The sequence below is a fragment of the Comamonas sp. 17RB genome, from assembly GCF_030056555.1.
GTDB lineage: Bacteria > Pseudomonadota > Gammaproteobacteria > Burkholderiales > Burkholderiaceae_C > Comamonas > Comamonas terrigena.
The window spans coordinates 67,847-92,392 of sequence record NZ_JASHHY010000003.1 but is presented as its reverse complement, the minus strand read 5'-3'; the positions used below and the strand labels follow the sequence as shown (position 1 = coordinate 92,392).

General features: G+C 66.2%; 28 protein-coding genes. 8 read left to right on the top strand and 20 right to left on the bottom strand.

Going from position 1 to position 24,546, the window contains the following annotated elements; translation table 11 throughout:
- Positions 1 to 205: 205 nt before the first annotated feature.
- From QM470_RS06690 to QM470_RS06660, 7 genes are read right to left on the bottom strand one after another with little or no spacing between them, the layout of a single operon-like run.
- Entirely contained in the window at positions 206 to 997 is a 792-nt protein-coding gene (locus QM470_RS06690) for an SDR family NAD(P)-dependent oxidoreductase (RefSeq protein ID WP_283338653.1), read from the bottom strand.
- A 5-nt stretch (positions 998 to 1,002) separates the two neighbouring features.
- Positions 1,003 to 1,563, bottom strand: a complete 561-nt coding sequence (locus QM470_RS06685) for a DUF3833 domain-containing protein (protein ID WP_283338652.1) — start codon at positions 1,561 to 1,563, stop codon at positions 1,003 to 1,005.
- Positions 1,560 to 2,840 (bottom strand): MFS transporter, encoded by a 1,281-nt coding sequence (locus QM470_RS06680; protein ID WP_283338651.1) that lies wholly within the window; start codon positions 2,838 to 2,840, stop codon positions 1,560 to 1,562. Before QM470_RS06680 ends, QM470_RS06685 begins: the two co-directional genes overlap by 4 nt.
- 18 nt (positions 2,841 to 2,858) lie before the next feature.
- Positions 2,859 to 3,470 carry a chalcone isomerase family protein gene (locus QM470_RS06675; protein WP_283338650.1) on the bottom strand — a complete coding sequence of 204 codons (612 nt, stop codon included), beginning with the start codon at positions 3,468 to 3,470 and terminating at the stop codon, positions 2,859 to 2,861.
- Positions 3,467 to 4,741: an SAM-dependent methyltransferase gene (locus QM470_RS06670; protein ID WP_283338649.1), complete on the bottom strand. Its 1,275-nt coding sequence runs from the start codon at positions 4,739 to 4,741 to the stop codon at positions 3,467 to 3,469. Before QM470_RS06670 ends, QM470_RS06675 begins: the two co-directional genes overlap by 4 nt.
- Complete coding sequence (locus QM470_RS06665; protein ID WP_283338648.1) at positions 4,738 to 5,490, bottom strand: DUF1365 domain-containing protein; 753 nt, start codon at positions 5,488 to 5,490, stop codon at positions 4,738 to 4,740. The genes QM470_RS06670 and QM470_RS06665 overlap by 4 nt, the downstream gene beginning before the upstream one ends.
- Positions 5,487 to 6,824, bottom strand: coding sequence for an NAD(P)/FAD-dependent oxidoreductase (locus QM470_RS06660; RefSeq protein ID WP_283338647.1), 1,338 nt, complete (start codon positions 6,822 to 6,824; stop codon positions 5,487 to 5,489). The genes QM470_RS06665 and QM470_RS06660 overlap by 4 nt, the downstream gene beginning before the upstream one ends.
- Positions 6,825 to 6,964: 140 nt before the next feature.
- Here QM470_RS06660 and QM470_RS06655 point away from each other — a divergent pair, with 140 nt between their 5' ends.
- A complete protein-coding gene (locus tag QM470_RS06655; protein ID WP_283338646.1) occupies positions 6,965 to 7,603 on the top strand; it encodes a TetR/AcrR family transcriptional regulator in 639 nt (212 codons plus the stop codon).
- 153 nt (positions 7,604 to 7,756) lie between these two features.
- Here QM470_RS06655 and QM470_RS06650 read toward each other — a convergent pair whose 3' ends face one another.
- Both QM470_RS06650 and QM470_RS06645 read right to left on the bottom strand, forming a co-directional pair.
- Positions 7,757 to 8,446, bottom strand: a complete 690-nt coding sequence (locus QM470_RS06650) for a glutathione S-transferase family protein (protein ID WP_283338645.1) — start codon at positions 8,444 to 8,446, stop codon at positions 7,757 to 7,759.
- Positions 8,424 to 8,921 carry a nuclear transport factor 2 family protein gene (locus QM470_RS06645; RefSeq protein ID WP_283338644.1) on the bottom strand — a complete coding sequence of 166 codons (498 nt, stop codon included), beginning with the start codon at positions 8,919 to 8,921 and terminating at the stop codon, positions 8,424 to 8,426. The genes QM470_RS06650 and QM470_RS06645 overlap by 23 nt, the downstream gene beginning before the upstream one ends.
- 435 nt (positions 8,922 to 9,356) lie before the next feature.
- Between QM470_RS06645 and QM470_RS06640 the strand changes: the two genes are divergently transcribed.
- Entirely contained in the window at positions 9,357 to 9,728 is a 372-nt protein-coding gene (locus tag QM470_RS06640; RefSeq protein ID WP_283338643.1) for a DUF805 domain-containing protein, read from the top strand.
- 236 nt (positions 9,729 to 9,964) lie between these two features.
- On the top strand, positions 9,965 to 10,447 hold the full coding sequence (locus QM470_RS06635; protein WP_283338642.1) for a hypothetical protein: 483 nt from the start codon (positions 9,965 to 9,967) through the stop codon (positions 10,445 to 10,447).
- A gap of 165 nt (positions 10,448 to 10,612) precedes the next feature.
- On the opposite strand, the gene QM470_RS06630 is transcribed toward QM470_RS06635, so the two are convergent.
- The 4 genes from QM470_RS06630 to QM470_RS06615 form a co-directional block, all read right to left on the bottom strand.
- Positions 10,613 to 10,873 (bottom strand): hypothetical protein, encoded by a 261-nt coding sequence (locus QM470_RS06630; protein WP_283338641.1) that lies wholly within the window; start codon positions 10,871 to 10,873, stop codon positions 10,613 to 10,615.
- An 11-nt stretch (positions 10,874 to 10,884) separates the two neighbouring features.
- Positions 10,885 to 11,277 carry a nuclear transport factor 2 family protein gene (locus tag QM470_RS06625; protein WP_280011732.1) on the bottom strand — a complete coding sequence of 131 codons (393 nt, stop codon included), beginning with the start codon at positions 11,275 to 11,277 and terminating at the stop codon, positions 10,885 to 10,887.
- Positions 11,278 to 11,304: 27 nt separating this feature from the next.
- Positions 11,305 to 11,943 carry a DsbA family protein gene (locus tag QM470_RS06620; RefSeq protein ID WP_283338640.1) on the bottom strand — a complete coding sequence of 213 codons (639 nt, stop codon included), beginning with the start codon at positions 11,941 to 11,943 and terminating at the stop codon, positions 11,305 to 11,307.
- A 345-nt stretch (positions 11,944 to 12,288) separates the two neighbouring features.
- On the bottom strand, positions 12,289 to 12,711 hold the full coding sequence (locus QM470_RS06615; protein ID WP_283338639.1) for a hypothetical protein: 423 nt from the start codon (positions 12,709 to 12,711) through the stop codon (positions 12,289 to 12,291).
- A 234-nt stretch (positions 12,712 to 12,945) separates the two neighbouring features.
- Here QM470_RS06615 and QM470_RS06610 point away from each other — a divergent pair, with 234 nt between their 5' ends.
- Together QM470_RS06610 and QM470_RS06605 are read left to right on the top strand one after the other, a co-directional pair.
- Entirely contained in the window at positions 12,946 to 14,136 is a 1,191-nt protein-coding gene (locus QM470_RS06610; protein ID WP_283338638.1) for an NnrS family protein, read from the top strand.
- Positions 14,137 to 14,399: 263 nt separating this feature from the next.
- Complete coding sequence (locus tag QM470_RS06605) at positions 14,400 to 14,783, top strand: glyoxalase superfamily protein (RefSeq protein WP_283338637.1); 384 nt, start codon at positions 14,400 to 14,402, stop codon at positions 14,781 to 14,783.
- A 180-nt stretch (positions 14,784 to 14,963) separates the two neighbouring features.
- On the opposite strand, the gene QM470_RS06600 is transcribed toward QM470_RS06605, so the two are convergent.
- Positions 14,964 to 15,371, bottom strand: a complete 408-nt coding sequence (locus QM470_RS06600) for a DUF3224 domain-containing protein (protein ID WP_283338636.1) — start codon at positions 15,369 to 15,371, stop codon at positions 14,964 to 14,966.
- 301 nt (positions 15,372 to 15,672) lie between these two features.
- Between QM470_RS06600 and ada the strand changes: the two genes are divergently transcribed.
- Both ada and QM470_RS06590 read left to right on the top strand, forming a co-directional pair.
- Positions 15,673 to 16,746, top strand: coding sequence for a bifunctional DNA-binding transcriptional regulator/O6-methylguanine-DNA methyltransferase Ada (ada, locus tag QM470_RS06595; protein WP_283338635.1), 1,074 nt, complete (start codon positions 15,673 to 15,675; stop codon positions 16,744 to 16,746).
- Positions 16,743 to 17,462 (top strand): 2OG-Fe(II) oxygenase, encoded by a 720-nt coding sequence (locus QM470_RS06590; RefSeq protein ID WP_283338634.1) that lies wholly within the window; start codon positions 16,743 to 16,745, stop codon positions 17,460 to 17,462. The genes ada and QM470_RS06590 overlap by 4 nt, the downstream gene beginning before the upstream one ends.
- 106 nt (positions 17,463 to 17,568) lie before the next feature.
- Here the strand turns inward: QM470_RS06590 and QM470_RS06585 are convergent, their stop codons facing one another.
- The 4 genes from QM470_RS06585 to fabI all read right to left on the bottom strand — a co-directional run bounded on the left by QM470_RS06585 (position 17,569) and on the right by fabI (position 20,801).
- Positions 17,569 to 18,414, bottom strand: coding sequence for a ZIP family metal transporter (locus QM470_RS06585; protein ID WP_502846817.1), 846 nt, complete (start codon positions 18,412 to 18,414; stop codon positions 17,569 to 17,571).
- 162 nt (positions 18,415 to 18,576) lie between these two features.
- A complete protein-coding gene (locus QM470_RS06580; protein WP_283338632.1) occupies positions 18,577 to 19,212 on the bottom strand; it encodes a superoxide dismutase in 636 nt (211 codons plus the stop codon).
- 51 nt (positions 19,213 to 19,263) lie between these two features.
- Positions 19,264 to 19,824 carry a DUF2753 family protein gene (locus QM470_RS06575; RefSeq protein ID WP_283338631.1) on the bottom strand — a complete coding sequence of 187 codons (561 nt, stop codon included), beginning with the start codon at positions 19,822 to 19,824 and terminating at the stop codon, positions 19,264 to 19,266.
- Between the two features lie 176 nt (positions 19,825 to 20,000).
- Positions 20,001 to 20,801 carry an enoyl-ACP reductase FabI gene (gene fabI, locus QM470_RS06570; protein WP_280014276.1) on the bottom strand — a complete coding sequence of 267 codons (801 nt, stop codon included), beginning with the start codon at positions 20,799 to 20,801 and terminating at the stop codon, positions 20,001 to 20,003.
- A gap of 101 nt (positions 20,802 to 20,902) precedes the next feature.
- Here fabI and QM470_RS06565 point away from each other — a divergent pair, with 101 nt between their 5' ends.
- Positions 20,903 to 22,735 (top strand): extracellular solute-binding protein, encoded by a 1,833-nt coding sequence (locus tag QM470_RS06565; RefSeq protein ID WP_283338630.1) that lies wholly within the window; start codon positions 20,903 to 20,905, stop codon positions 22,733 to 22,735.
- 52 nt (positions 22,736 to 22,787) lie between these two features.
- Here QM470_RS06565 and QM470_RS06560 read toward each other — a convergent pair whose 3' ends face one another.
- Positions 22,788 to 23,390: a GGDEF domain-containing protein gene (locus QM470_RS06560; protein ID WP_283338629.1), complete on the bottom strand. Its 603-nt coding sequence runs from the start codon at positions 23,388 to 23,390 to the stop codon at positions 22,788 to 22,790.
- Positions 23,391 to 23,405: 15 nt separating this feature from the next.
- The gene (locus tag QM470_RS06555; protein WP_283338628.1) at positions 23,406 to 24,542 is read right to left on the bottom strand and encodes a hypothetical protein; all 1,137 of its coding nucleotides are present in this window, start codon (positions 24,540 to 24,542) and stop codon (positions 23,406 to 23,408) included.
- Between the last annotated feature and the right edge of the window lie 4 nt (positions 24,543 to 24,546).

Genomic DNA, 24,546 nt, shown 5'->3' with positions numbered 1-24,546 from the left:
CCGGCCCCAGGGCATGCCCTGGCCGGCCGGTCGCTGGGAGCCGCCAGCGGCTGCCACCAAGCCCGCTCCGCAAGGTGCGGGCTTTTTTCATGTGCGAGCCATGGCGCAGGCCGTCACAGGCCCGCGTGCCGGGCGGAGTTGGTGGATAGCTGGGGCGGGACGCCTGCAGTGCCTGGCCCGTGCGAACGCGGAAGGCCGCCGTAGGTCAGGTTCCCGTGAAGCGGCGCACGGCCGAGAAGTACCAGCCATCGGGCAGGCAGCGCAGCAGGCGCATCCAGCGGGTGAAGCGGCGCGGAAAATTCATCTCGAAGCGCCCCTGCGCCCAGCCCTGCAGCATGTGCCGGGCCGCCTCGTCGGCACTGATCAGGGCCGGCATGCTGAAGTCGTTCTGCGCCGTCAGCGGCGTATCCACAAAGCCGGGGTTGATGACGGACACCCCCAGGCCCAGGCCGTGCAGATCCAGATAAAGGTTTTCCGCCAGGTTGTTGAGCGCTGCCTTGGTGGGGCCGTAGGCCAGGGACATGGGCAGCCCGCGGTAGCCGGCGACCGATCCGACCAAGGCCAGATGCCCCTGCCCGGCGGCCAGCAGCATGGGCAGCAGGGCATCGAGCAGGTGCAGCGCGCCGCCGTAGTTCACGGCCAGGTGGTGCTGCATTTCGGCCAGGTCGAACGCCGTGGCACGCAGGGGGCGGTAGTGGCCTGCGCAGTAGAGCACCAGGTCCGGTGCCTTGCCTGCATGGGCCTGCACGGCCTGGGCGGCTGCGGTCATGGCGGCGGTATCGGTCACGTCCAGCGGCAGGGCCAGGCAGCCCGGGTGGCCCTGCACGAAGTCCTGAAGCGCATCGCCCTGCCGTGCAGAGACGATCACGCGTGCTCCCTGCTGGTGCAGTGCTTCGGCCGTGGCGCGGCCTATGCCCGAAGAAGCCCCCAGAATCCACGCGGTGCGGCCTTGCCAGTCGCGCAACGGCGGGTTCAGCCGGTGGGAGAACAGTGGCATGGCAGTCACTCCTTGGTGATGGACAGCGTCACATCGCCCAGGTGCAGGCCCAACTTGCTCATGGCCGTGCGGTTGAGCAGGGTGCGCCCGTCCACCAGGAACATCCAGTCGTCCATGGTGACGTTCCAGACCCGTCCGTCCACGGGCAGGGCCAGCACATAGCTCCAGCGGATGGCATTGCCGGCACTTTGGCCCTGGGCTTCGCCCACCACGTCATCGGCCCGGCCGCTGTAGCGCCCGTCGCCCAGGTGGCGCAGATGCCAGACGCGCTGCTGTGTGCTGCCGTCGCTGTAGACAAAGTGTTCTTCCAGCGTGCCCTCGTCGCCATTCCAGCGGCCTGTCATGCGCACGGTGAAGCGCTTGACCACCTTGCCCGAGCGGTCCGTGAACATGCCATGCGCCATCAGCGGCCCGTTGAAATACTGGCGCAGGTCCAGTGGCGGCTGTTCCTTGGCGTAGTCCTGCACGGAAGGCCCGGCACAGCCCGCGACCGACAGCGCCAATGCGGCCCCCAGGCAGGCGCGCCGCAGCGGTGAAAACGAGGTGGAGTGGGTGGTGTGGCTCATGTGTGCCTCCAGGAAGAATGCCGTCGCTCGGCGCGCCAGAGCAGCGCCGCTGCCGCCAGCTTGAGCAGGCAGGGCAGCCCGCCATAGGCCCAGGCCAGCGCCTGCAGGCCGGCCGGATCGGTGCTGCCGCTGCGGTAGCCCGCCAGCGACAGCAGCGGCAAGGCCAGGCCTGCCGCCAGGGCCAGGTTGAGCTTGGTGGCACAGGTCCACCAGCCCAGGTAGCGGCCTTCACCCCGGCCGCCTTCACCAGCGTCGTGGATCACGCCCGTGAGCAGGGCGCCCGGCAAGGCCAGGTCCGCGCCCAGGGCCAGGCCGCTGGCCAGGCAGACCACGGCGAAGGCCATGCCGTCGCCCGCGTCCAGCCAGGGCGTGACACCGAAGGCCAGCACACTGGCCAGCATGCCCGCACGCCAGCTGGGCGCCAGGCCCCAGCGGGAGACGGCCTTCACCCACAGCGGCAGGCCCAGGGCCGCCGCACCAAAAAAGCACAGCAGCAGCCAGGGCTGCAGTGCGGGCGCCTGCAGTCTGTCGGCCACAAAAAAGGGCAGCAGGGTGGCGGGAATGGCGGCCGCGACGCCGTTGACCATGAAGATGGCCAGCAGCCTGCGAAAGCTTGCATCCGCCCAGGGGGAGGCCGCCGGGCCGTCTGCCGGTTGCGGCGGTGCCACGGGTGCCTGCAGCCGGTACAGGCCGGCCAGGCCCAGCACCAGGCCCAGGGCAAGCACGGCGGTGGTTGCATCCAGCCCCAGCCAGGACGGCAGCACGCTGGCCAGCAGCACGCCCGCCAGGGTGGCACCTTCGCGCCAGGCGGTGACACGTGCCCGCCATGTGGGTGCGCCGCCCCAGCGGGTGCCCCAGGCCTGGTGGAGGATGGTGAGGAAGCCGTAAGCCAGTGTGCACAGCAGCAGGCTGCCGGCCAGCCAGCCCAGCAGCCGCACCTGCGTGTGCGCACCGAATGGCGGGTGCCAGAGTGCGCCAAAGCCCAGCACCATCAGCAGGCCCGCCAGAGCCGCTGCGCCCGCGGCGCAAGCCGCGCCCCGGCGCAGCAGCCTGTCGGCCTGGCGGCCGATGGCGGGGTCCACCAGGGCGTCGAATGCACGGGTGGCCAGCAGCACGGCACCCAGGCCCGCCAGCGGCGCGCCCGCCACGCTGGCGTAGTGGTAGGGCAGGTTCACATACAGCGGCAGGGACACGAAGGCCAGCGGCGCGGCCAACCCACCATAGGCCAGCCCTGTGCGCCAGGGCAGCAGGGGGGCTGTGGTGGGGTGCAAAGCCATGGCATGCTCCGGCGGCGTTCAGCCCAGGCCCAGCAGTGCGTTGCGCAGGGCGGGCGCCGAGGTCTGCGGTGCCAGCCAGATGCCGAAGAACAGGCGCGCGTAGTCGGCATCGCGCAGCAGTGCGGTCTGGCGGCCGTTGTGGAAAAAGCGCACCTCGCCCTGGCCATCGTTCAGGCCCAGCAGCCGGTCCTGCGGCTGGACATCGGGGAAGGCCTGCTGCATAAGGGCCAGCCACTGCCGGGCCTGTGCTTCGGTGAAGCTGCCCACGCGGCGCATTTCGGCGATGGAGCGCTCGGCAATGGCTGCGCCTTCGAGCTTGCGGTCATAGACCAGCTCCAGCGCAAACGGATGGCGGGCGTAGTCCTCGGGTACGAATCCGGCCGCAGCCCACAGCCGTGCTTCGTAGACCCGCAGGCCGAAGAAGCGCAGCACACCCGTGCCCACCAGGCGGCTGGCAGGCAGGGCGCTGCGTAGCTCGGTCGGGAGCTCTGCCACCGGGGCTGTGGTCGGGGTCATGGCGTGGGTGGCGTTGGACATGGCGATCAGGAAAGGGGCAAGCGCACAGGCTGCGGTCCAGGCCAGGGCCTGGCGGCGGTGTGCACGGGGTGGAACGGGCTGGAGGGGTTTCATGGCAGCGGCCTGCGCAGCGTGAACTGGACGACATCGGTGTTGCCGGTGTCAAAAGCCGCCTCGCAGTAGGCGAGGTAAAAGCTCCACAGACGCACAAAGCGCTCGTCAAAGCCCTGGGCGCGCACGGCATCAATCTGGGCGGTGAAGGACTGGCGCCAGCGCCGCAGCGTTTCCGCGTAGTCGTGGCCGAAAGCCATGCGGCCTTCCACCACCAGGCCTGCGCGCCGCGCCTCCTGTTCGAAAGCAGGAATGCTGGGCAGCAGGCCGCCCGGAAAGATGTACTGTTGGATGAAGTCGGTGGAGCGCAGATAGCGCGCGAACAGGTCTTCGCGCAGCGTGATGGTCTGGATGCAGGCCAGGCCGCCGGGCCGGAGGCAGTCGCGCAGCATGGCGAAGTAGCCACGCCAGTAGGCGTGGCCCACGGCTTCGAACATCTCGATGGAGACAATGGCGTCGAATGGCTGGCCCGCATGCAGGGTGGGCAGGTCGCGGTAGTCCTGGTAGCGCAGGTCCACGGCATCGGTCAGGCCGGACCGCTGCATGCGGTGCTGTCCCCAGGCCAGTTGCTCGCGCGACAGCGTCACCCCCGTGACCTGGGCGCCGAACTCGCGGGCCGCAGTCTCGGCCAGCCCGCCCCAGCCGCAGCCGACTTCCAGCAGGCGCTGGCCGGGTTGCAGTCCCACTGCGTGCAGCGTGCGGCGGAGCTTGGCCTGCTGGGCCTGCTCCAGGTCGGCCTGGTGCAGCGAATCGCCGGTGCGCCCTTCGAACCAGGCGGCGCTGTAGCTCATGCCGGGGTCCAGCCAAAGGCGGTAGAAGTCATTGCCCAGGTCGTAGTGGGCATGGATGTTCCGGGCGCTGCCGGCGCGCGTATTGCGCTGCAGCAGGTGGTGCAGGCGGTAGCCCAGCCGGCCCCACCAGCTGCCGTAGACCAGGCGCTGCACTTGGTCGCGGTTGGTCATGCACAGCCGCAGCAGGGCTGGCAGGTCGGGGCTGTCCCATTCGCCGGCGATGTAACCTTCGGCCAGGCCGATATCGCCCGATTGCAGGGTGCGCTCCAGCGCCTGCCAGTCGTGCAGCACGCAATGCGCGTCGCCCGGACTGGGGGCAGGGCGAGGCCGGGGCAGGCGCAGCAGGTGGCCGTCGGGCTGCTCCAAGTCCAGCTGCCCGTGCGGCAGGCGTTCCAGCAGCTTCAGCACACGGCGTGCCCGTGCAGGCGCACGGCCCGGCGTGGCGACGGTGGGGCTCAGCAGGGGGGCGGTGGTGGTGTTCATCGTGTGACGAAGCGCTTGGGCTCGGAGGGTTTGCCGTGGAACGGCACACGCTTGGCCCAAAGGCGCAGCGCCTGCCAGTGGATGCGGAAAATGACGCCCAGGGTCATCAGCGGCGTGCCGAAGAAGGCGCGGCGCACGGTGGGCGCATCCAGCGGATGCAGTACGCCGCCCACGCTGGTCTGCAGCAGCGGGCCTTGCTCGTCATGCAGGTCCACGCGCGCCAGGGTGCGGTCCTCGCTGCGCTCGAAACGGAAGCGGTATTCGCCCTGCACCTCGCAGAACGGCGAGACATGGAATTGCTTGTGCGCCGCCTGCTCGCGGCCCCAGGCCAGGTCCGGACCCGCCAGCAGATAGGCATGGCGTTCGCCAAAGGTGTTGTTGACCTCGGCCAGCACGGCGGCGAGCGAACCATCGGCGCGGTGGGCATACCAGAAGCTCACGGGTTTGAACACATAGCCCAGCACGCGCGGGAAGGTGTGCAGCCAGACTTCGCCATCGGCGTCCCCAATGCCGTGGTCATGCAGCAGTTGCTCGAACCAGGCCAGTGCATCGGGACCGCCTTCGCCATGGTCGCGGTCATGGAAGCTCAGCCAGCCGCGCCGGTTGCGCCGCAGCCCGGCATCCGGCTGCGCGCGCAGGCTGCGCAGCGGCAGCAGCAGAAAGTAGCTGGGATAGCGAAAGACATGCTCCACCGGCCGCAGGCGGCGGTGCCAGACATGGCCAAAACCAATGAGGGGGCGGGCGTTCATGCGGCCCCCTCGATGGCGGGGTGGGGCGGCAGAGTCTGCAAGGCATGCAGCAGGCCGTCGGCCGCGGCCAGGCCCGAACGCAGGCCATCTTCGTGGAAGCCGTAGCCGCACCATGCGCCGCAGAACCAGATCCGGCGCTGGCCTTGCAGGGCTCCCACCTGCGCCTGGGCCTCGATGGCGGCCAGATCGAACACCGGGTGGCTGTAGGCGATGCGTGCGTGCACCAGGCGGTCATCGATGGGGCGCACCGGGTTCAATGACACCACCACGGGCTGTTGCCATGGCAAGGGCTGCAGGCGATTGAGCAGGTAGTGCAGGCAGACACCGGTCTGGTCGCGCCCCGCATCGGCCGCGCGCTCGTAGTTCCAGGCGGCCCAGGCCGCTGTGCGGCGGGGGAGCACACCGGCGTCGGTGTGCAGCACCGCCTGGTTGGGCTGGTAGCGGATGGCGCCCAGCACGCTGCGTTCCTGAGGGGTGGCATCGGCGCCCAAGAGCTGCAAGGCCTGGTCGCTGTGGCAGGCCAGCACCACGGCGTCGAACTGCTCCGTGCCGTGCGCCATCTGCAGCAGCACCCCGTGCGGCACGCGGCGCAGGCCCAGCACGGGTGCATGCAGACGGGCCGCATGCCGACCATCGTGCTGCAGTGCGGCCAGCATGCGCCGCACATACTGGCGCGAACCGCCACGCACCGTGTACCACTGCGGCCGGTTTGTGACCTGGACCAGGCCGTGGTTGTGGCAAAAGCGGATCAGCGTGGCCACGGGAAAGCGCAGCATCTGGTCGGTGGGGCAGGACCAGATGCTGCCCATCATGGGCAGCAGGTAGTCCTGCCGGAAGGCGGTGCCAAAGCCGTGCGTGTCCAGAAAATCCGCGATGGAGCTGTGCAGCCGGACCTCGTCACCTTCCCGGGCGATGCGTGTGGCCAGACGGTTGAAGCGCAGGATCTCGGACAGCATGGTCAGAAAGCGCGGGCGCAGCAGATTGCCGCGCTGGGCGAACACGCTGCCCAGCGAGCTGCCGCTCCATTCCAGACCGGCGCTGCCATCGGCCTGCGGCACCTGCACGGAAAACGACATTTCGGCCGCCGTCGTGGGCACCTGCAGTTCTTCGAACAGTTGCGTCAGCAGCGGGTAGGTGCGGTGGTTGAAGACCAGAAAGCCGGTGTCCACGCCCTGGCTCACCCCATCCAGGGTCATGTCGACGGTGTTGGCATGGCCGCCGAAATGGCTGCCCGCCTCCAGCAGGGTCACGCCATGCCCACCCGGCGCGTTGGCCAAGCGCCACGCTGCGGCCAGACCCGCAACCCCTGACCCGATGACAGCAATGCGATGCATGGAGTGCCTTTCCTGCTCGTTCAGTACCATCTGTACCATTAAGGACGAACTGTGAACTAGTCAGTTCAAACTATAAACCAAAGACTTCAGATTTGCACTATTTAGTATTGGATGTGGCCTGTGAGGTCTAAAATATGCCCATGACAAGCCGCTCCTCCATCAAACAGCAGATACAGCGTGTGCGCGAACAGGCCATCGTGGCGGCCGTCAATCGGCTGCTGGCTACCAAGGGCTACGACGCGATGACGGTGGACGAAGTGGCTGCCGAGGCAGGCATGGCCAAGGCCAGCCTGTACAAGCTGTTCACGTCCAAGGAAGAACTGGCGGGGGCGGCCATGGTCGGGGTGCTGGACCGTGCCTTGGCCTTTGTGGATGGTTTGCGCGAAGCGGCCGCCCAGGCGGCGGAAGCAGGCACGCCCGCACGCCCGCTGGACCAGCTCAAGGCCGTGACGCGCTGGGCCATGCTTACCCAATTGGAAGGGGAGATGCCTTCGCTGCCGGCGCAGAACTCCACCCTCAGCGCGTCGCTGCAATCCAACGACGCTTATATGGATCGGCTGATTGCGCTGAGCAACCGGCTCAGCATCTGGATCACCGAGGCCCAGACCAGCGGCCAGCTGCAGGCGGCGCTACCCCCCGAGCTGGTGCTGTACACGCTGTTCGCGCGGGCCTGCGATCCGGTGGTGGCCTTGCTCAAGGAGTCGGGCCAGTACACGCATGCCCAGATCATCGACTGGGTGACAAGCACCACATTCGACGGACTGGCAACGGTCAAGTGAGTGGCCAATTGAGTGGTCTGGTGGCTGGCCTGCATGGGCCCACACCCCAGCCTGTGCCCACGCCATAGCCTGCACGCCAAGAGCGCAGACCTGCTTTCAGGTGTCTACGCGTCTGCTGGGCGCACATGCTCCCGCCGAGCGCATGCTGAGGGCTCAGGAGCTCATCACCACCGGTCCACCCTTGTCCAAAGCCCGCTGGTAAGCCGGGCGCGCGTGCATGCGCTGGCGGTAGGCAAGCAGATGGTGCCACGCGGCCTCGTTGCCGCTGCGTGCCAAAGCCGCCTCCACGGCAAAGCTCATCTGGAAGTCGGCCATGGTCAGATGCTCGCCCGCAAACCAGGGGTGGCTGGCCAGGTGTTCGTTCATGAAGGCCAGCGCGGTCTGGACGTTGGGGGCAATCAGTTTGTGCTGCACCTTGCCGCACAGGGCGCGTGCAATCGGGCGCACGAAAAAGGGCATGGGCTGGCGGGGAATGGTGTCGAACACCAGTTTCATCACCAGCCAGTTCATCAGCGAGCCCTCGGCATAGTGCATCCAGAAGCGGCACTGGCGGTGCTCGGCCGTGCCGCGCGACGGCTCCAGGTGCGCCAGCTCTGCAGGTGCCTGGTTGCCATAGCGCTCCACCAGGTACTCGATGATGGCGCCGGATTCCGCGACCACGGTGTCGCCATCGGTGATCACCGGTGATTTGCCCAGCGGGTGCACACGCTTGAGTTCGGGAGGGGCCAGGCGGGTCTGCGGATCCCGCTTGTACAGGCGCAATTCGTAAGGCACTCCCAGTTCTTCCAGCAGCCAGAGAATGCGCTGCGAGCGCGAGGTATCAAGGTGGTGAACGGTCAGCATGGATGGTGGTCCCAGAAGCGGAACCTGCTGTGCGCAGCCAGCGCATCAGGGTTCCGAGCAGAGGTAATTTCACATACAGCTCTTCAGCCGTATCCCAGTAATCGCGGTGCATGCTAACCCGGCCTTGGGCATCCAAGCTCAGCCACGTGGCGCCGTTGATGCATTGCGCGGTATCGGGCCGCCAGCGTCGAAACCGAAAATGAAACTCCCACGCCAGAAAAGCCTGCTGGCCTTGCACCAGCTTGTGGGTGACCACGAAACGGGGATCCAGCAAGGCTTCAAACATGTGTTCGAAAATGCGGGTGATGGCAGGCAACCCCGATACATCGTTGAATGGGTCCTTGAAGTGCGCATCTGCTGCATAGCAACGACCCAGCTGCTGAATATCGGCCGGAGTCAGTGTTTCATACAGCTGCACCAGCCGCTGGACTGCGGCATCCATATTGGCTAAGGAATCGGGCGAATTGGCAGACATGGATCACCGCTCCCTTATTTATCAGCGCACACATGCGAAGCCACGAGCATAGGGCAAGGACTGGCCACGGAAGATATGAAAGACTGCTGGTGACCGTTCAGCTGCTGTCACAGGTTGGCGGGAAAGCCAATGGCTAAGGAACCCAAGGTAAACAGGAAGGCCAGCCACCCTTCAGAGCTGCTAATACAACCCTTGGTACGTCGTTGCTTCGCTTTGTCGTACTTTTGTACTGCCTGCAGCTTCGCGCCTCGTCTACAACGCAAACCTGCGGTTTGCTGGGTCGTGTTCGCGGCTCTTATTTAGTGTGTGGCGCCGGTGTATGGCATGCGGCCCATGCCACCAAGCGCTCGCTGAAAAAATAATGACTTGTTGTGCGGGTTATAGTGCCGTTGTGTAAGAAATCACCCGTAAAACGTACATCACCAGGGAGTAAGCATGGATTGGTTTTTGAAGGCGCTGAAGAAATATTCCACTTTCTCAGGCCGTGCACAACGTGCTGAGTACTGGTATTTCGTACTCTTTTACCTTCTTATTATCTTGTGCTCATCCATTGTCGATGGAGTGACGGGTCTGTACCAAGCGGATATTGAAGTGGGGCTGTTCGGGTCTCTGGCATTTTGGGGATTGCTGATCCCGTCCATCGCTGTCGGCGTGCGCCGGCTCCATGACACAGGGCGCAGTGGCTGGTGGATGCTCTTATGGCTGGTACCGCTTATCGGGACCATCGCCTGGCTTGTTTGGACGCTGCAAGACAGCACCCCTGGCGCCAATGAATATGGCCCGAACCCCAAAGAAACTCCCATCTAACGATCCACATCTGCAGGCCAGTGGCCTCTGTGCTATCAAGGTGTAGAGGGTCTGCTGAGCCTGGTCGTTACACCTTACCGCGACAGACGGCCCACATCGCCAAGCCCGCTTCGCAAGCTAGCGGGCTTTTTTATGTGTGCTTGTGTGGGCGGGCTTTCCCCAATTTTTCCAGACCACGTGATACCGCCGGCACCAGACAGTACCTGCGGTGCGCGGTGGTCTGCACCGCTTCAGGCATGTCCAAACCCGCCATCGCCAGCTTGCTGACCGTTTTCGCCATGGCCCTGGGCTACTGGCTGGGTGAGCACCGTTTTTCGGTTCTGCCTGTGTGGCAGCTGTTGCCGGTGTTTGCGCCTGCTGCTGTGTCGTTTTTTCTGCTGCGGGGCGATGGGGCGCGCACCTGTGCCTTGGTTGCGGGCTGCTGTCTGGCGGCAACGGTCTTTGCCTGGCTCATCGGCAGCCGTTTTGCCACAGCAGCATTCAATCAGTGCGTGGCGGATGGAGAGGGCATACGGGTGCAACTGGCGGCATACCGGCAACAGCACGGCCGCTATCCTTCCCAGCTGAGGCAGCTGGATTCGGATCTGCCGTGCCAGCTTTTCTTTCCGCCGCAGTTTTTGCACTACAGCGCCCGTGCAAACGGCTATGTGTTGTCGTTCTCGGATGCTTTCGTGGTGCACAGAGCGACAGATACGGAAGCCTTTTGGGCATCCAAATAGACAGCGCATGCTTGCGCTTGCATGCAGGCGCATGGGCTGTGCCCGCCGCTGAGCCTGGGGGGAGCGCCTGCCCATTGACGGTCGCCAGCCGGTGGGCATTGGCAGCTTAGGCCAGAGGGAGGGCCTGTGGCCATGAGCATCACCCAAGGGCGTCACCCAAGAGGGTCACCCTTTGGGCGGCCCGTCCAGCGCTGCTTCAAACAGCGCCAGTTCTTCATCCAGCGTGCCGCGTTGCCGGAACCGCCGGCCGGCGCGCTCGTACCAGTTCTCGGCATCTTCCAGATCTCCTTCCTGCCAATGCAGCAGGCCATGGAGCCAGGCGGCATGCAGGCCTTCGTACTGCTGCACACGGTCGTGCGCCGCATTCCAGTGGCCGGCACGCAGGAGCGCCAGCACGTCGCGCAGTTCGGTGGTGGCGTCGCGCATGGCCGGCCTTGTCAGGGCTGCATGGCCTGTTGCACCAGGTGGCTGTCCACATACTGCTCCATGCGGATGATTTTCCCGTTTTGCAGGTGGTACAGGTGGGCGAAGGTCGCGGTCATGGCCTTGCCCGTCTTGCGGTAGGTGCCCGCATAGATACCGAAGGCTGCCACCCGGTCTCCGTCCGCCAGATAGGTGTGGGCCTTGGCGGTGTAGCCCTCCCACTCGGTGCCCAGGCGCTGGAACACGCCCGCCACAATCTGCTCGGCCCCCACATAGGTGCCGGCATATGGAAAGCCTGCGGCCTCGGTCCATGTGGCATCGGGGGCCAGCACGGCCAGCAGGTGCTTGCCGTTTTCTTCCGACGTGCCTTCGTAGGTCGCGCGGATGATGTCCAGGTTGGTGGTCATGGTGCTCCTCTGGTTGAACGGTGAAAACTAGGCGGTCTGCAGCGCTTGGGCAAACGCTTGCGGGTCGGCGAACGCGGAGCCCGCATGCAACAGCGCGCGTTGACCTTCGGTTTCCAGAATGAAGGTGGGTACACCGCGGGCACCGAATGCCTGCAATAGGCGCTGGGCTTGATCCATCCGTGCCCGGTTGGCGTCCAGCAACTCGGCATCCGGGGTCTGCAGCCGCAATGCCGCCTGTGCCAGCCCCAGGGTCTCCAGTATCGACACCAGCGTGTCGGTCCGCGTGATGTCCCTGCCGTCCACGTAGCGGGCCTGCTGAATGGCCTTGAGTGCGTCCAGCTCTTTGTCCGGGGCGGTCAGCGCTACGGCGGACAGCGCCAGGGTGGCAGGGGCGCTGTCGAAGCGCTGCTGGCGGTTGCCCAGCACCTCCGCGCGGTAGCGCTCGGTAAAGCGCTGGCCGGTCAGGCGTTCGATGCGCTGGTCGTTGCTCCAAGCATAGGCCGCAAAATCGTCGTCCATCTTCCGGGCTCCTTCCTCTGCAAACAGGCCGCTGGGCAGCAGGTTCAGGTGCACTCCTGCCCTGTCGGCAACCGCTGCCAGTGCGGCACTGGCGCCGTAGCACCAGCCACACAGCGGATCGAATATGTAGTGCAAGGTCTTGTCCATGGAGGGGTCCTGTGAATGCAATGCCCCGATGGTAGAAACTGTGGATTGAAAGATAAATAGAAGTAAATGGATTGGTTTGTATGGAAAAAGCAAACAATCCAGCGGTAGCCACCACTCTGCTGCCCAGATGCCCTGGTTGAGGGCAACTCCCGTGGCGGCGTGACCTGCGGGAGGCTGCGTGCGGTGGCGGTCACCGGCTTGGCGTGGACCACAGGGCTGGGTGCATGGCCGTGCCCTCCACAGGCAGGGACTGCCTGCCTGGGATGGAAAGGCGCCGCACACCAGTCACTGACGGAAAGCAAGGGGCGAAAAGGCTTGGGCCCTTGCGTTGGAGCAAGGCGCGGATCACTCCGTCTGCGCATCATCCCTGGGAAGGTAGGCGCCGGACCGGAAGGCGCCGGACCGGAAGGCGTGGGCCCGCCGGACCAGGCTGTTCATCTCGGCGGCGGCGTGTATGGTCACCGGATGGGTGGTGAAGCCTGGCCTCGGGGAGATGTGGTCCGCCATCTCGCGTGCCAGTTCCAACTGGCGCTCGGACGATTGGGCCAGCAGCGCGATGACGATGCTCTCCAGGGCGATGACACGCACACGCAGTTGCACCAGTTCGGCATCGCTCAAAGGCGGGCTGCTGTCGGCCCGCTGGCCTGCCGGTGCAGCCGTCTGGCCGCTGGCTGCCGGTTCGCCGCCGTCCTTGTCCGGGGAGGCCGTGTGGCCTTGACTTTGAATGGCATTGGCACGAATTCTGGAGTCTGGTGTGGTGTCTGGCATGGTGAACTCTTGTGTGGGGCCATGGTTGCTCCAGTCTGACCCAGCGCGCACCGCTTGTGCAATGGGTGCCCCGCGAGATCCGTCGGCCTTTGCACCATGGTCGCTGTTGGCTATGAATGCCAGGCCGGGAATGCGGGCCTTGTGGCGACTGTGCCGCCAGAGGTCCGGCGGCCAGTCTGCGATGGACCTCCAGGCCTGCCCCTGTGTAAAAAACCTGATGGAACGAACCACCCCATGGCCTTGCTGCAACACCTTGAAGACCCCTCTGCTCCGCAACCCAAGGGCTTTGCGCTGTTCGCACTTGGCTTTCGGCCTTTCTATCTGCTGGCCAGCGTTTTTGCCGCCTTGTCGGTGCCGTTGTGGGCGCTGCAGTTCGCCGGCCTGCTGCCGCGTCCGTATCTCAGTGGAGTGGTCTGGCATGCCCATGAAATGCTGTTTGGCTTCACCCTGGCCGTCATCGTCGGCTTTCTGCTGACTGCCGGTCGCAATTGGACCAATTTGCCCACGCCCACCGGCGCAAAGCTGTGCGCTCTGGTGGCCCTGTGGTTGCTGGCGCGGGTCCTGGTGCTGACGCCTTACGCGCTCGCCGCCGCCGTGGCCAATGTGGCGTTTCCCCTGGCCGCAGCCGCCGGGCTGGCGGTGCCGTTCTTCCAGGCGCGCAACCGCCGCAACTACTTTTTCGTGGCGCTGCTGGTGCTGCTGGCTGCAGTGGCGGCACTCTTCCACCTGACGGCCCTGGGTGCGCTGGCCATGCCGCCGTGGGCAGGCTTGCAGATCGCACTGGATACGGTGCTGTTCATTGTGGTGGTCATGGGCGGGCGGGTCATCCCGATGTTCACCAACAACGGAGTGCCCGGTGCGTCTGCGGCCAAGCGGCCCTGGATCGAAAAGGTGGCGCTGGGCTCTGTGCTGGTGCTGCTGCTTGCCGATGCTTTCGGCCTGCAGGGCTGGCCCGTGGCAGCGGTGGCCGCAGTGGCCTGCGTGGCGCACCTGTGCCGGTGGCTGCTGTGGCAGCCGTGGAAGACCCTGGGCACGCCGCTGGTATGGGTGCTGCACCTGGCCTATGTGTGGGTGCCTATTCATCTGCTTCTGCGCGCATTCAGCGCCTTCGGGTGGGTGAGCCCGTCGCTGTCGGTCCATGCGCTGACGGTGGGGGCCGCAGGCGGCCTCATGATCGGCATGATGACCCGGACCGCCAAGGGCCATACCGGGCGCCCGCTGCAAGCCAGCCGGGCGGACACGGCAGCCTATGTGCTGGTGCTGCTGGCTGCGGTGGTGCGTGTGGCCCTGCCGCTCATTGTCCCCAGCCAGACGCTGCACGCCATCCTGGTGTCGGCGGTGCTGTGGTCGGCAGGTTTTGGCCTGTATGCCTGGTGCTATGGGCCGTTGCTTACCCGGCCGCGCATGGACGGGCGTCCCGGGTAAACCGCGGACCTGGTTGCGGCGCTGCCGGGGTGGGGGCGGGAGCTGCCTGCTTCTGGCTGTTCAGCGATGGCGGCAGGTTGGGTTCCAAAGGGGTGCTCGGTACACCATGCACCATGGCTGCCGCCAGGAAGGGACGAAGGCGCAGGCCATGCACACTAGAATCGGCGGCTGATTGTGCGGACACCGCTCCGCGTCTCTGACGCCGGCCAAAATCCCGGGCACCGCCTCGCCTTGGCCCCCGCGTCACCCAGTTGGAGCGCGATATGCCATCTGCTGTTTTTCCATCCCATGCGGTTCGCTTTGGCCGATTGGCCCCGACGATTTCGGTGTCCGATATCGATCAGGCGATGCACTTCTACACCGGCATTCTTGGGTTCACCAAGGTCTTCGAGAATGGGAGCCCTGTCGGCTTCGCCATCCTCAAGAAGGAAGATGCCGAGCTGCATCTTTCCCTGCACAAAGGCCACAAGGCGACGGTCCAGAACGTGGCCCACCTTCTGGTGCACGATGCAGAGGCCCTGTACCAGCACCTGCAGGCGCACAAGGTCAAGATCATCAAAGCCATTCGCGATGCAGATTTTGGGCTGAGGTGCTTTGTCTTTGCGGACCCGGACGGGAACCGCATCGACGTGGGCCAGGTCCTGTAACGGGCGAGAGCCTTGCGCGCGGCCCGGCCATCATGGTGCGGGTCAAGGCGTGCCTGGGCTGCGGCTGGCCCAGGTGAGCGTCCGCTTCTGGTCTGCAGCGACTGCCGTATGCCGGTTGGGTGTCGCCATGGTCAGCGGCAGCGCCCGCCAAGCCACCGGGTCATCCATGCTGGAGCAGGATCACAGCGTGCGCTCTGGCAGGCTGTACTCGAACCGGTAGGCATGCTGCCCGTCGGTGATGGTGATGACCAGGCTTCCAGACAGTCCGGCCAGTGCCTCTGTGCCGGAGTCCGGCACGACGGTGATGGACTGGGTGGGTGCCCCCTGGTTCATGGTGGAGCTGTGCTGGAGCACAAAACTCCCTTGGCGGCCATGCAGGCTGCCTAGCACGAGCTCCATGGCCACATAGCCCGCAGAACCTGGGACACCGCTGCGAAATGCCAGCATCTCGCCTTGGCTGACGGCTTCCAGGTCGCCCTGGAATTTTTTATCCAGCGACATGCGGGCCAGACCGGTGCTTGCGGCAACGCCGCTCAAGGGCTGGCTGTCGAGGGTGATCTCAAATTGACCGGTTGCGACATGGTGCATGGGATTGCCTTGGTTAATGAGTGATGTATAAATATACAGTTATTTGTGGTGGCGGCGCTTTTGGCGCATCCACTGGCATCCGTCCCAGGCGTGCCGCGTTTCCGTAAGTGGGCCAGCACAGGCTCGGTGCGGAAGGGGCTGCCGTAGGTGGGCGTCCGAAACAGCGGACTGTCCACGCCACCCGGGACGGCCAGTGCATGCGGGTCGGCCAGTTTTCGAATTCCAAAGCAAGACACGGAGTGCCTGAAAATCGCGTGCGACCTACAGTTTGGGCATGCAATCCTTGATGAGAGGCTCAACCATGTTGAAGCAAACTGAAGCCTGCGCACAGGCGGTGCTGACCGATCCCCGTTGGGCGGCGGTCGTGGCGCACGATGCGCAGGCAGATGGGCAGTTCTGGTACGCGGTGAAGACGACCGGGGTCTATTGCCGCCCTTCGTGCGGGGCCCGTACGCCGCGTCCCGAGAATGTGTGTTTCTTTACGGCGCAGGCGGCGGCACAGCAGGCGGGCTTTCGCCCATGCAAGCGCTGCAAGCCGGACCAGCCCGCACGGCTGGAGCAGCATGCCGAACTGGTCGCAAAGCTGTGCCGCTTCATTGCCTCCGCCGAAACGCCGCCCAGCCTGGAAGCGCTGGCCGAGGTGGTGCAGATGAGCACGTTCCACGTGCACCGGGTGTTCAAGGCCGTGACCGGGGTCACGCCGAAGGCCTACGCGGCGGCCCACCGCGCCCACAAGGTTCGAGAGGAACTGGTGCGGGGCGGCTCGGTCACGGAGGCGATCTATGGCGCGGGCTACAACTCCCACGGCCGCTTCTATGCGCAATCGGACCAGTTGCTGGGGATGACGCCGTCCACCTACCGCGCCGGAGGGGAGCAGGTCAGCATCCGTTTTGCGGTGGGCCAGTGTTCCCTGGGGGCGATCCTGGTGGCGGCCAGTGCACGCGGCATCTGCGCCATCCTGCTGGGAGACGATCCCGATGCACTGGTGCGCGATGTGCAGGACCGGTTTCCGAAGGCCGTGCTGATTGGCGGGGACGCCGGGTTTGAGCAACTGGTGGCCCAGGTGGTCGGTCTGGTGGAAATGCCGCAGCAGGGCCTGGATCTGCCGCTGGATGTGCGTGGAACTGCCTTTCAGCAGCGCGTCTGGCAGGCGCTGCGCGATGTGCCGGCGGGGCAGACCGTCAGCTACACGGAGATTGCCCGGCGCATCGGTGCGCCCAAGGCGGTGCGTGCGGTCGCGGGGGCCTGTGCCGCGAATGCGCTGGCGGTGGCGATTCCCTGCCACCGCGTGGTGCGGACCGACGGCAATCTGTCCGGCTACCGCTGGGGGGTGGAGCGCAAGCGTGCCTTGCTGGAGCGGGAGGCCCAGGCATGAGCGGGCTGGGTGGTCTGGCACAGCGCCTGGCGGCGGTGGACTGGCAGGACGTCAGCGATGCTCTGAACCACAGCGGCTGCGCCGTGATTCCGCAACTGCTGACGCCGCCGGACTGCCAGGACCTGGCGGCGCTCTACGCCCGGCCTGCGGTGTTCCGCAGCCGCATCGTCATGCAGCGCCATGGCTTTGGCAACGGCGAGTACCAGTATTTCGGCTACCCCTTGCCCGACCTGGTGCAGGGGCTGCGCACCAGCGTCTACCCCCACCTGGCACCGATGGCCAACCGCTGGTACGAGCAGATGGGCCTGCAGCCGCGCTTTCCGGCGGAGCATGCCGACTTTGTGGCGCGCTGCCATGCCGCAGGGCAGCGGCACCCGACCCCGCTGCTGGTGCAGTACGAAGCGGGTGACTACAACTGCCTGCACCAGGACCTGTATGGCGAGCATGTATTTCCCTTGCAGATGGTGGTGCTGCTGGCGCAGCCGGGGCAGGACTTCACGGGCGGGGAATTGGTGCTGACCGAACAGCGGCCACGCATGCAGTCGCGCGTTGAGGTGCTGGCGCTGCGCCAGGGCGATGCCGCCGTGTTTGCGGTGCAGCAGCGGCCCGTTCAGGGGAGCCGGGGCAGCTACCGGGTCACCATGCGGCATGGGGTGTCCCGGATCCGCTCCGGCCGGCGGCATACGCTGGGCATCATCTTTCACGACGCAACCTAGCCCCAGCGGGACACGCGCAGGGGGGCGGTCACCGCACAGGGATACCGGAAAGCGGACAGGCCGGGGTGGCTTGCACCCCGGCGTGTCCTGGTGATGAGGGGCTGGGTCAGCCCAGGGCGGTGTCCAGCACCATCATCAGCACAAAGCCCAGCATCAGCCCACCGGTGGCAAAGGCCTCGTGCCCCTTGCGGTGGGATTCGGGGATGATTTCGTGGCTGATGACAAACAGCATGGCGCCTGCGGCAAAGCCCAGGCCCCAGGGCAGCAGCACGGCCGAGCTGCTGACCACGGCGGCACCGATGACGGCGCCCACCGGCTCCACCAGGCCGCTGGCCATGCCCAGCAGTACCGCAAAGCGGCGGCGGTAGCCGGCGGCCAGCAGGGCCACGGCCACGACCAGGCCTTCGGGCACGTCCTGGATGGCAATGCCGGTGGCCAGGGCGTTGGCACGCAGGCCGTCGTTGCCGGCATAGCCCACGCCAATGGCCAGGCCTTCGGGCAGGTTGTGCAAGGCAATGGCAATCACGAACAGCCAGGTGCGCTGCAGCTTGCGGGCAGCATCACCGTCCAGCCCTTCACGGCCTTTGATGAAATGCTCGTGCGGCAGCAGCTTGTCCATGGCCATCAGCGCTGCGGCGCCCAGCAGGATGGACGTGCCCATCACCCCGCCGGCGCCCCAGCCGCCGCCACCACCCCACAGGGATTGGGCCTTGGCGGCTTCCAGCCCGGGCAGGATCAGCGAGAAGGCACAGGCCGCCAGCATGACGCCGGCGCCAAAGCCGAACAGCGTGTCCTGGGTGCGCTCGGACATGCGCTGGGACAGCATCACGGGCAGGGTGCCCAGTGCCGTGGCCAGCGCCGCCATGCTGCCGCCCAGCAGGGCCTGCCACACCACCGGGTGGTGCTGGGCGTACAGCCAGAACTGGCTGCACAGGGCCCAGACACCGGCCATGGTGATGGTCAGCCCCAGCCACAGCCGGGCGCTGTGGCGCACACCGGTAGCGGCGTGCAGCCGGGAGGCTGGTGAAGGGGCCGAGGACAGGCTGGCACTGGCTTTTTTCATGGAGGGGTCCTGGTGCGGGGGCAAAGCCATAGAGCGGCGTGCTGGCGGGGATCAGCCCAGCGCCTGCTGGTAGCGGCGGGCCACTTCGTCCCAGTGGATGACGTGGAAGAAGGCTGCGATGTATTCCGGGCGGCGGTTCTGGTACTGCAGGTAGTAAGCGTGTTCCCACACGTCCAGCCCCAGGATGGGGGTACTGCCCGAGCCGATGCCGGCCATCAGCGGGCTGTCCTGGTTGGCGCTGCTTTCCACGGCCAGCTTGCCCTGGGCGTTGACCACCAGCCATGCCCAGCCGCTGCCAAAGCGTGTCAGCGCGGCCTGGGTGAAGGCTTTCTGGAAGGCTTCCATGCCGCCCAGATCGCGCTCAATGGCCTGGGCCAGGGCGCCACCGGGGGCACCGCCACCGCCGTGACCGGCCGGGGCCATCACGGTCCAGAACAGGCTGTGGTTGGCGTGGCCGCCGCCGTTGTTGCGCACGGCAGGGCGAATGGCTTCGGGCAGGCGGTCCAGGTCGGCAATCAGCTGCTCCACCGGCACCTCGGCAAACGGCGTGCCTTGCACGGCGGCGTTGAGGTTGTTCACATAGGTCTGGTGGTGCTTGCTGTGGTGGATTTCCATGGTGTGCGCATCGATGTGCGGAGCCAGGGCGTCATAGGCATAGGGCAGGGGGGGCAGCGTGTGTTGGGTCATTCCGTTTTTTCCAATCAAGGGGTGGCAAAAAGGCAGGTGCGCGGGGGCCGATCAGTGCAGCCGGTCGGCGGGCAACGGGCAGCGTTGCAGCGGTTCGGGCTGCAGCGCCGCGGCGGCGGGAGCCGTGGGCGGCGGCGCTGCCGGCGGGGCGCAGAGCGTGGACTGCAGCAACTGCGTCACGCGGGTGCTGGGCCCGTGCTGGCGCTGCCACTGCAGCAGCGCTTGCACCGTCTCGCGCTGGTGGCGCCAGGCGGCCTGCTGCAGCAGGCTCACTTCGGTGCTGTCGCCCAGGCCCAGCAAGGCGGTGTGGGCATCGCACAGGTAGTCCAGCGCGGCGGGCAGTTGCTGGCGTTCGGCCAGCAGCTCGGCAATCCACAGGTGGGTCACCACCCAGGCGGCCAGGTAGTCGTCGGGCTGTACGGTCAGATAGGGGCTGCGCAGCAGCTGGTGGGCCAGCGGAATGGCCTGCACCAGCTGGGCCAGGGCAAATTCCTGTTCACCGTTCTGCCACAGGGCTTGCGCGCGCTGCATGCGCTGTTCCCAGGCCTGCAAGGGCGTAGGAGGGGCGGGGGGCGCGTTGGGATCCGCATCGCCGTGGTGCTCCGGGGCCATGGGAGATACTCCAAAAACAATTTGATTGAGAATTATTCTCATTCAAATTGACGCATATCACCAGTAATTCACGCCAATATCCATATGAGTTGAAAGGGCTAATGGCCTTGCGTTGGGCATGAAAAAGCCCCGCAGGCGGTGAACCTGCGGGGCTTGGCAGTGGGGTGAAGCGCTGCTTACACCTGGTCGGCCGACAGGCCTGCGGTCTGGCTGAAGCCACCGTCCACGTAGGTGATCTCGGCGGTCACGCCCGAAGCCAGGTTGGACAGCAGAAAGGCGGCGACATTGCCCACGTCTTCGATGGTCACATTGCGGCGCAGGGGGGCGGCATCGGCCACGCGGCCCAGCAGCTTGCCGAAGTCCTTGATGCCGGAGGCAGCCAGGGTCTTGATGGGGCCGGCGGAAATGCCGTTGGCGCGGATGGCGCGGCCGTCGGCGGTACGGCCCACGGCTTCGGCCAGGTAGCGCACGGAAGCTTCCAGCGATGCCTTGGCCAGGCCCATGGTGTTGTAGTTGGGGATGGAACGCAGCGCGCCCAGGTAGGACAAGGTCAGCAGCGAGGACTTGTCGTTCAGGTAAGGCAGGGCAGCCTTGGCCATGGCGGGGAAGCTGTAGGCGCTGATGTCGTGGGCGATCTGGAAGGATTCGCGCGACAGACCGTCCAGGAAGTTGCCTGCAATTGCTTCACGGGGAGCAAAGCCGATGGAGTGCACAAAGCCGTCGAACTTGCCCCAGACGGCGCCCAGGTCGGCGAACATCTTGTCAATCTGGGCGTCGTCGGCGACGTCGCAGTCGAACACCAGCGTGGAATTGAATTCGGCGGCGAATTCGGTGATGCGGTCCTTGAAACGCTCACCGACGTAGCTGAATGCCAGCTCGGCGCCTTGTTCGTGGCAGGCCTTGGCGATGCCGTAGGCGATGGAGCGGTTGGACAGCACGCCCGTGATGAGCAGCTTCTTGCCGGTCAGAAAACCCATTGTTCTTCTCCTGAGGGGTAAAGGGTGGAAGCGGCTGGTGCAGGCCATGCATCTACAGGAGGCATTGCCGGGCCGGGGCCGCTGTGGTGCAGAATTGTCGCATGCGCCTTTGGAAGTTTTGCCTGTTGCTTGCAGGAGCCACTGCGGCCCTGCCGTCTTGGTCCGCCCACGCCTATGCGTTATGGGGGGAGCCCAAGTACCCGTCCGGCTTTGACCACTTCGCCTATGTGAACCCGCAGGCCCCCAAGGGCGGGGAGCTGCGGCTGGTCAGCAATCTGCGCACTTCCACCTTCGACAAGTACAACCCGTTCACCATCAAGGGCTCGGCGCCGGCCTATCTGTCGTCGCTGATGTTCGACACCCTGCTGCTGGGCAGCATGGACGAGACATCGACCGGCTACGGCCTGCTGGCCGAGGATGTGAGCGTGGCAGCGGACGGACTGTCGGCCACCTTTCGCCTGAGGCCGCAGGCGCGCTTTCACAATGGCAAGCCGGTCACGGCCCAGGATGTGAAGCACAGTTACGACACGCTGATCGGTCCCTATGTGTCGCCCGGCTACAAGACGCTGCTGGCCGAGGTGGCGGGCTGCGAGGTGCTGGATGCGCGCACCGTGCGCTTTGTCTTCAAGGTGCCCAACCGCGAGCTGCCGTTGACCGTGGGCGGCCTGCCCATCTTCAGCCGCGACTGGGGCCTGGGCGAGGACGGCAAGCCCAAACCTTTCGATCAGGTGGTGATGGACACCCCCATTGGCAGTGGTGCCTACCGCATCGGGCCGGTGCGCTTTGGCAAGGACATCACCTATGTGCGCGACCCGCAGTACTGGGCGCGCGACTTGCCGGTGCGCAAGGGTGCGGCCAATTTCGACCGCATCAGCGTCAAGATCTACAAGGACAACACGGCCAAGCTCGAAGCGCTGAAGGCCGGTGAGTTCGATCTGATGCGCTTTTTCAGCGCCGGCGACTGGGCGCGGCGGGTGAACGGGCGCAAGTTCACCAGCGGCGAGCTGGTCAAGGGCGAGTTCGCGCACAAGCTGCCCACGGGCTTCCAGAGTTCGGTGCTCAACACCCGCCGCCCGCTGCTGCAGGATGCGCGGGTGCGCGAGGCCCTGGGGCTGGCGGTGGACTTCGACTGGATGAGCCGCCAGATGTTCTATGGTGCCTACCAGCGGGTCAATGGCATTTTCGGCAACACCTTGTGTGAAACCCATGGCAGCCCCACGCCGGCCGAACTGGCGCTGATGGAGCCCTGGCGCAAGCAGCTGCCTGTGGCCGCCTTCGGGCCCATGACGGTGCCGCCCAGCACCTTGCCGCCCAGCAGCCTGCGCGACAATCTGCGCCGTGCCAAGCAACTGCTGACGGATGCGGGCTGGACGGTGCAGGACGGTGTGCTGCGCAATGCCAAGGGCCAGGCCATGGAGCTGGAGTACCTGGACAGCGGCGATGGCGGCATCCGCACCGTGGCGCCCTGGCAGCGCAACCTGGAGAAACTTGGCATCCGCCTGAACTTCCGCGCGGTGGACTTTGCCCTCTACCAGCAGCGTCTGCAGAAGTTCGACTTTGACATCACGACCATTGCCTACCAGGGCACGAACAACCCGGGCCAGGAGTTTGCGGACCTGTTCGGCAGCGCGGCGGCCGACCAGGAGGATTCGGGCAATTTCCCCGGGGTGAAGAGCCCGGCGGTGGATGCCTTCATCAAGGCCATGACCAGCGCCAAGACGCAGGAACAGCTGCTGCCCGCCTGTCATGCACTGGAACGCGCCATTGCGCACGGTCACTACCTGATTCCGCAGTGGTCGGCCGGCACCCACCGCATGGCCTACAACGCCTGGCGTCTGGCGGTGCCCAGCGTGGTGCCGCCGTATTCCAGCGGCGAAGGCTGGGTGATGGACACCTGGTGGGCCCGGTCGCCTGCGGGCAAGCCGGCACCCTGAGCCATTTGCCTGGGCCGTTCCCCGCCATCGGGTCGGACAGCGTGCCAGGAGTTCAGCGCGGCAGGCGCTTGGACTGTTTGGCGGCGTACATGGCCTGGTCGGCACGCACCAGCAGTTCGGCGCTGCTGCGGCCGGCTTCCGGAAAGCGCGCGGCACCGATGCTGGCGCCCACCTGCAGCGCCTGACCCAGGTAGTCCACCGGGGCTTCCACGGCGGCCGTCACCTTGGCCAGCAACTGGTCCAGCTGGAATTGCGGACCCTTGCCCTGGGCCACGATGACGAATTCATCCCCGCCCAGCCGGGTCACGGTGTCTGTGCTGCGCAGGCAGGCCTGCAGCCGCTGTGCGACGGTCTGCAGCAGCACATCGCCGGCCGCATGGCCGTGGGTGTCGTTGACGGGTTTGAAGCCGTCCAGGTCCAGCAGCAGCACATAGCCGTGCAGGTCTTCCCCGGCCTGGGCATGTGCCAGTGCGTGGCCCAGGGCTTCTTCCAGCACCACGCGGTTGCCCAGCCCGGTCAGCGGATCGTGGCGGGCGCGGTGCTGCAGCGCGCGTTCGCTGTCGCGCAACTGCACGATGGCGCGGTCCAGGGTGCGGGTGTGCTGCCGGCTTTCCAGGAAGGCGCCGATCATGTCGGCCACGGTGTGCAGAAACACGCGCTCGCTGTCCGATCAGCGGCGCTGCTGCTGCAGGTCCTGCACGCACAGATAGCCGAACCACTGGCCCTGACCCCACACCGGCAGGGCAGCCACGCTGCGCACCCCGGCGGCGATCAACTGCTGGCGTTCGGGCTCGGGCAGGTCCTCTACGGTGCCCAGCACCCCGGAGCGTTCTTCCAAACAGCTGCGCCAGCGGGCCGGCACCAGGGCCTGCGCTGCGTCCGGCCAGGGGACTCCGGCCACCAGGCGGGCCTGGGCCTGCCAGGTGGTGGCGGTGGTCTGCAGGTTCTCTGCCAGGTAGATGCGGTCCGCCCCGGTGGTGCGCAGCACCTGGGCCAGCACCTCGGGCAGCGGACTTTGCTGGCCGGCGGCGGTGGCCAGTAGGCTGCGGGCGCAATGGGCCAGGGTGGACTGGCGGGCAAAACGGGAGTCCAGTTCTTCCAGCAGGGCGTCGTAGGCCTGGACCACGTCCGACAGTTCGTCGTTGCGCAGCCGCTCCACGGTATCCGCCGGGCCGGCGTGGCTGCGCACGGTGCGCTGGTCGCGGATGGCCTGGCGAAAGCGTGCCAGCGGGCGGCCGATGAGGTGGCGGAACACCAGGGCGGCCCCCAGCAGCACCACCACCAGCATGGCGGCAAACACGGCCAGTTGCTGGCCCAGGTTCTGCATGGCGGCCTGGGCCATGGAGAACGGGGTGAACTGCACGCTCAGGTGGCCTACCTGGTGGTCGCGTCCCTGTTCGTCGCGGTGGTGCAGCGGCATGGCCAACTGGTTGGCGTGTGCGGGGTCCTGGGCTGTAAGGGCGGTGTCGAGGGCGGGTTCGGAGGCGATGACGTTGTCGCCGCAGCTGTCGTGCAGGCGCACGGCCTGCACCAGGGGCTGCTGGGCTAGGGTGTCCACAATCCCGCGTGCGGTGGCGCCATCGCAGTCCCACAGCGGCTTGATCAGGGTGCGCGCAAAAATGCGCAAGGTCTGTTCGCGCAGTGCGGTGTGCTGCGCCTTTTCGCTGTGGTAGTTGACGGTGGCCGTGGTGCCTGCGGCCAGCACAAAGGCCAGCACCAGCGGCCACAGCAGCCGCTGCACGAACTGCCCGTGCAGCGTGCGGCGGCGGGGCAGCGGGGGCGCGGATGTGGTGGGGGAAGGGGGCATGCGG

What these genes read in the sequence shown, in the direction of transcription:
- QM470_RS06690 (WP_283338653.1), bottom strand. Translation starts at nt 997, where the DNA reads ATGCCACTGTTCTCCCACCGGCTGAACCCGCCGTTGCGCGACTGGCAA.
- QM470_RS06685 (WP_283338652.1), bottom strand. Translation starts at nt 1,563, where the DNA reads ATGAGCCACACCACCCACTCCACCTCGTTTTCACCGCTGCGGCGCGCC.
- QM470_RS06680 (WP_283338651.1), bottom strand. Translation starts at nt 2,840, where the DNA reads ATGGCTTTGCACCCCACCACAGCCCCCCTGCTGCCCTGGCGCACAGGG.
- QM470_RS06675 (WP_283338650.1), bottom strand. Translation starts at nt 3,470, where the DNA reads ATGAAACCCCTCCAGCCCGTTCCACCCCGTGCACACCGCCGCCAGGCC.
- QM470_RS06670 (WP_283338649.1), bottom strand. Translation starts at nt 4,741, where the DNA reads ATGAACACCACCACCGCCCCCCTGCTGAGCCCCACCGTCGCCACGCCG.
- QM470_RS06665 (WP_283338648.1), bottom strand. Translation starts at nt 5,490, where the DNA reads ATGAACGCCCGCCCCCTCATTGGTTTTGGCCATGTCTGGCACCGCCGC.
- QM470_RS06660 (WP_283338647.1), bottom strand. Translation starts at nt 6,824, where the DNA reads ATGCATCGCATTGCTGTCATCGGGTCAGGGGTTGCGGGTCTGGCCGCA.
- QM470_RS06655 (WP_283338646.1), top strand. Translation starts at nt 6,965, where the DNA reads ATGACAAGCCGCTCCTCCATCAAACAGCAGATACAGCGTGTGCGCGAA.
- QM470_RS06650 (WP_283338645.1), bottom strand. Translation starts at nt 8,446, where the DNA reads ATGCTGACCGTTCACCACCTTGATACCTCGCGCTCGCAGCGCATTCTC.
- QM470_RS06645 (WP_283338644.1), bottom strand. Translation starts at nt 8,921, where the DNA reads ATGTCTGCCAATTCGCCCGATTCCTTAGCCAATATGGATGCCGCAGTC.
- QM470_RS06640 (WP_283338643.1), top strand. Translation starts at nt 9,357, where the DNA reads ATGGATTGGTTTTTGAAGGCGCTGAAGAAATATTCCACTTTCTCAGGC.
- QM470_RS06635 (WP_283338642.1), top strand. Translation starts at nt 9,965, where the DNA reads ATGTCCAAACCCGCCATCGCCAGCTTGCTGACCGTTTTCGCCATGGCC.
- QM470_RS06630 (WP_283338641.1), bottom strand. Translation starts at nt 10,873, where the DNA reads ATGCGCGACGCCACCACCGAACTGCGCGACGTGCTGGCGCTCCTGCGT.
- QM470_RS06625 (WP_280011732.1), bottom strand. Translation starts at nt 11,277, where the DNA reads ATGACCACCAACCTGGACATCATCCGCGCGACCTACGAAGGCACGTCG.
- QM470_RS06620 (WP_283338640.1), bottom strand. Translation starts at nt 11,943, where the DNA reads ATGGACAAGACCTTGCACTACATATTCGATCCGCTGTGTGGCTGGTGC.
- QM470_RS06615 (WP_283338639.1), bottom strand. Translation starts at nt 12,711, where the DNA reads ATGCCAGACACCACACCAGACTCCAGAATTCGTGCCAATGCCATTCAA.
- QM470_RS06610 (WP_283338638.1), top strand. Translation starts at nt 12,946, where the DNA reads ATGGCCTTGCTGCAACACCTTGAAGACCCCTCTGCTCCGCAACCCAAG.
- QM470_RS06605 (WP_283338637.1), top strand. Translation starts at nt 14,400, where the DNA reads ATGCCATCTGCTGTTTTTCCATCCCATGCGGTTCGCTTTGGCCGATTG.
- QM470_RS06600 (WP_283338636.1), bottom strand. Translation starts at nt 15,371, where the DNA reads ATGCACCATGTCGCAACCGGTCAATTTGAGATCACCCTCGACAGCCAG.
- ada (WP_283338635.1), top strand. Translation starts at nt 15,673, where the DNA reads ATGTTGAAGCAAACTGAAGCCTGCGCACAGGCGGTGCTGACCGATCCC.
- QM470_RS06590 (WP_283338634.1), top strand. Translation starts at nt 16,743, where the DNA reads ATGAGCGGGCTGGGTGGTCTGGCACAGCGCCTGGCGGCGGTGGACTGG.
- QM470_RS06585 (WP_502846817.1), bottom strand. Translation starts at nt 18,414, where the DNA reads ATGGCCGGTGTCTGGGCCCTGTGCAGCCAGTTCTGGCTGTACGCCCAG.
- QM470_RS06580 (WP_283338632.1), bottom strand. Translation starts at nt 19,212, where the DNA reads ATGACCCAACACACGCTGCCCCCCCTGCCCTATGCCTATGACGCCCTG.
- QM470_RS06575 (WP_283338631.1), bottom strand. Translation starts at nt 19,824, where the DNA reads ATGGCCCCGGAGCACCACGGCGATGCGGATCCCAACGCGCCCCCCGCC.
- fabI (WP_280014276.1), bottom strand. Translation starts at nt 20,801, where the DNA reads ATGGGTTTTCTGACCGGCAAGAAGCTGCTCATCACGGGCGTGCTGTCC.
- QM470_RS06565 (WP_283338630.1), top strand. Translation starts at nt 20,903, where the DNA reads ATGCGCCTTTGGAAGTTTTGCCTGTTGCTTGCAGGAGCCACTGCGGCC.
- QM470_RS06555 (WP_283338628.1), bottom strand. Translation starts at nt 24,542, where the DNA reads ATGCCCCCTTCCCCCACCACATCCGCGCCCCCGCTGCCCCGCCGCCGC.